Below are 1696 nucleotides of genomic sequence, written 5' to 3' on the forward strand. Positions count from 1 at the left end.
GCGATCGCCGCCTGTCGTGCCAAGGGTATTGATCCCAATGCGCCGCTGGCGGGCGAGGAGTGGCTGCTGGGGCCGGTGGGCCTGCTGCTGAATTTGCGGCTGCTGATTCAGGCGTTGGCAGCAGGGGGGCAGCCGCGCCCCGTGTCTGTGCGCTTGCGGGCAGACGGGCAGCAGGTGGCCCAGGTGTTTCCCGACAATGTGCAAGATCGGCTGATGTGGCTGGGGTTTCGGGGCGAGGTATGGGTCGAGCCAGACCAGCCCGCCAGCCAGGGGCGAATTTACCGGCCAGGTGGCCACTCAACTGCGGGCGTGGCGCTGGTGCTGGGGGCGGGCAATGTGTCGGCGATCGCCCCGATGGACGTGCTGTCGAAACTCTTCGCCGAAAACCAGGTGGTGCTGCTCAAGCTCAACCCGGTGAATGACTATATAAAGCCGTTTCTGGAAACTGCCTTGCGGCCCCTCATCGAGGGCGGGTTTTTGGCAATGATCACCGGGGATGCAGCAGTGGGTGCATTCCTTTGCCAGCACGAAGGCATTGACACGATTCACGTCACCGGATCGCACCACACCCACGATGCAATTGTCTGGGGCAACCCGCTCGCAGAGCAGGCCGAGCGCAAGGCCGCAAATCAGCCCGTGCTTGCCAAGCCCATCACCTCAGAACTGGGCTGCGTCACGCCGATTTTGGTGGTGCCGGGTCGCTGGTCGGTCGCCGACTTGCAATACCAAGCGCAGCACGTCGCTAGCATGGTCGCCCACAACGCCAGTTTCAACTGTGTCGCGGGTAAGGTGCTGGTGCTGTCCAAGCACTGGACGCAGCGAGACGACTTTTTGGCCGCGCTGAAGTCTGCGCTGGCCGCCACACCCGCCCGCAAGGCCTACTATCCCGGCGCACAGGATCGCTATCAGGCATTTCTCGACCGCTACCCGCAGGCGATCGCCCTTGCGCCCCGCACCCCCGACATTGTGCCCTGGACGCTAATCCCCGACGTGCCCCCCGTCCCCGGCGAATATGCCCTGACGACGGAAGCCTTTTGCGGTGTGCTGGCCGAAGTCAGCCTAGACGCGGGCGACACCGCAGCGTTTTTGCAACAGGCTGTAGACTTTGCCAATGAAATCCTCTGGGGCACGCTGTCTTGCGTCCTGCTAATCGACCCGGTAACGCGGCGACAAAATGCAGCGGCGGTCGAGCGGGCGATCGCCCAACTGCGCTATGGCAATATCGGGATCAACGCCTGGACAGGCATGAACTTCCTGCTCAGCGCCCTCACCTGGGGAGCCTTTCCCGGCAACCCCCTCAGCGACATCGGCTCCGGTCGCGGCATGGTTCACAATGCATACCTGTTCGACTATCCCCAAAAATCCGTGGTCTACGCCCCGTTCCACATCCGCCCCAAGCCCATCTGGTTTGCCAACCACCGCACCTTGCAGCAGGTGGCGCGGCGCTACGTGGAGTTTTTGGCAAGCCCAAACTGGGGGCGATTTGTTCAGGTGGCGATCGCTGCTTTGAGAGGGTAATTTGGATTTTGAATTTTGGATTTTGGATGGCCTGCCTAACGTCTGCGGGGTTTCCAGCCGCTTTAGCCACAGTGCCATCTCAAGCGCCCTTTCAGAGAATCGGCCGAACCGAAGCTATTCGAGCGCCAAACAATCGAGTGCAAAACAAGTAGGACTGACGTAGTTGGATGATTTCTCG

General features: G+C 61.6%; 1 protein-coding gene. It reads left to right on the top strand.

The window, feature by feature from the left end; all coding sequences use genetic code 11:
• The coding region (locus IGS51_RS17510) for an aldehyde dehydrogenase family protein (protein WP_297080097.1) at positions 1-1518 on the top strand (1518 nt) is incomplete at its 5' end.
• Positions 1519-1696: the final 178 nt, after the last annotated feature.

The sequence above is a fragment of the Thermoleptolyngbya sp. M55_K2018_002 genome (assembly GCF_015295965.1).
In the GTDB taxonomy this organism is placed as follows: domain Bacteria; phylum Cyanobacteriota; class Cyanobacteriia; order Elainellales; family Elainellaceae; genus Thermoleptolyngbya; species Thermoleptolyngbya sichuanensis.